This is a genomic window from Tranquillimonas alkanivorans (assembly GCF_900115595.1).
Taxonomy (GTDB): Bacteria; Pseudomonadota; Alphaproteobacteria; order Rhodobacterales; family Rhodobacteraceae; genus Tranquillimonas; species Tranquillimonas alkanivorans.
Genome location: NZ_FOXA01000090.1, coordinates 1 through 1,246, shown reverse-complemented (window position 1 = coordinate 1,246; position 1,246 = coordinate 1). Strand labels below are relative to the sequence as shown.

The 1,246-nt window shown below is 65.4% G+C and carries 2 protein-coding genes; one reads left to right on the top strand and one right to left on the bottom strand.

Annotation, left to right across the window (positions count from 1 at the left end):
* The coding region (locus tag BM162_RS23185; RefSeq protein WP_218153174.1) for a hypothetical protein at positions 1 to 256 on the top strand (256 nt) is incomplete at its 5' end.
* A 307-nt stretch (positions 257 to 563) separates the two neighbouring features.
* Here the strand turns inward: BM162_RS23185 and BM162_RS22305 are convergent.
* Entirely contained in the window at positions 564 to 1,073 is a 510-nt protein-coding gene (locus BM162_RS22305) for a DUF411 domain-containing protein (protein WP_245759383.1), read from the bottom strand.
* Between the last annotated feature and the right edge of the window lie 173 nt (positions 1,074 to 1,246).

The window sequence follows — 1,246 nt, the reverse complement described above, 5'->3', positions numbered from 1 at the left end:
CATCATCGCGGAACTCATCGCTTCCGTCGTCTCAGACGCGGTGAGGTCGGGATGCTGCTCGGATACCGCGGGCGACCCGCCGTTGTCTGAGGCGGAGTGCCCGGAATGGGTAGCATGTGCGGCTGCATCGTTTTGTGCGACCGCCGGAGACACCGCTCCGAGGAAAACCATCAGAGCCGTGGTGCCGAAGAGATATGTGGATGCCATGGAGGTATGCCTTGAAGATGAAATCCTGCGGATCACGGACAGGATCTAATGGCAAATGAGCATCTCGACGGCGCCTTCAATAGCCCGAAGCGTCCGCCCGAAAGAAATGTGCGGGGCGGCGCGGCCCTCGTTCCCCAGCGCATTGCGCGCTTCCGTCACCGGCCAAGGCTCCGCCGGACTCTCCGTCACCCTTTCGGGTGCATCATGGCGACACGCAGCCGGCACAGCTTATAGAAGTCGCGCGTGCAGGTCGGCGTCCTACGGCATCGCCTCGTTTCCTGTCACGCCCCGATCGATGGACCATCGCCGCTCTGGAAGGCGGCTTGGTTCGGCAAAAAGCCCGGCCAGCCGGGACCTCAGTTACCGACCGAGTGGAAGATGGCACCGTCTCCCGCAGCTCCGCCATAGGCGATGACGTCGAAGCTGGCAGCGGGGTCGCTGCCCATCCCGGGCGAGCCGGCCGGCATGCCCGGAACCGAGATGCCGTCGATGTCCGGCCGTTCCTCGAGGAGCTTCTCCAATGCATCGAACGGCACGTGCCCCTCGACCACGTATCCCGCGATCGTGGCGGTGTGGCACGACCAGAGGTCTTCCGGCACGGCCGCCTCAGCCTTCATCTGCTCGTAGTCCGCGACGTCCTCGACCTCGACGCGATAGCCGTGCCCTGACGCGAGTGCCGCCCATGCGCCGCAGCAGCCACACGTGGGCGTCTTCTGAACGCTGAGGACCGCCCCGTCACCGCGTGAGCCAGCGGCATGGGTGGCGTCGGGCGTCGCGGCGAAGGACACCGCAAGCGCTCCCAGGGCCACGGCGGCCACCATGGGTCTACGGACTGCGTTCGCGGTCACTCGGCGTGGAAATTTCATGCTGGCTTCCTCCTGTGGGTTATCGACCGCCGCCACTGAGTGTTCAAAAGGACCGGCGATGCTCCTTGTCAGATGTGGGTGGTGACGGCCCTCGGGAGGTGTCCGAAGGTCGCGGAGTTCAGGCACGGTGAGCATGGGCAGCCCGCCTCAACCGTCACCGCGTCCGCCGTTTT

Coding starts and splice junctions, on each gene's coding strand:
- BM162_RS22305 (WP_245759383.1), bottom strand. CDS start 1,073: ATGAAATTTCCACGCCGAGTGACCGCGAACGCAGTCCGTAGACCCATG.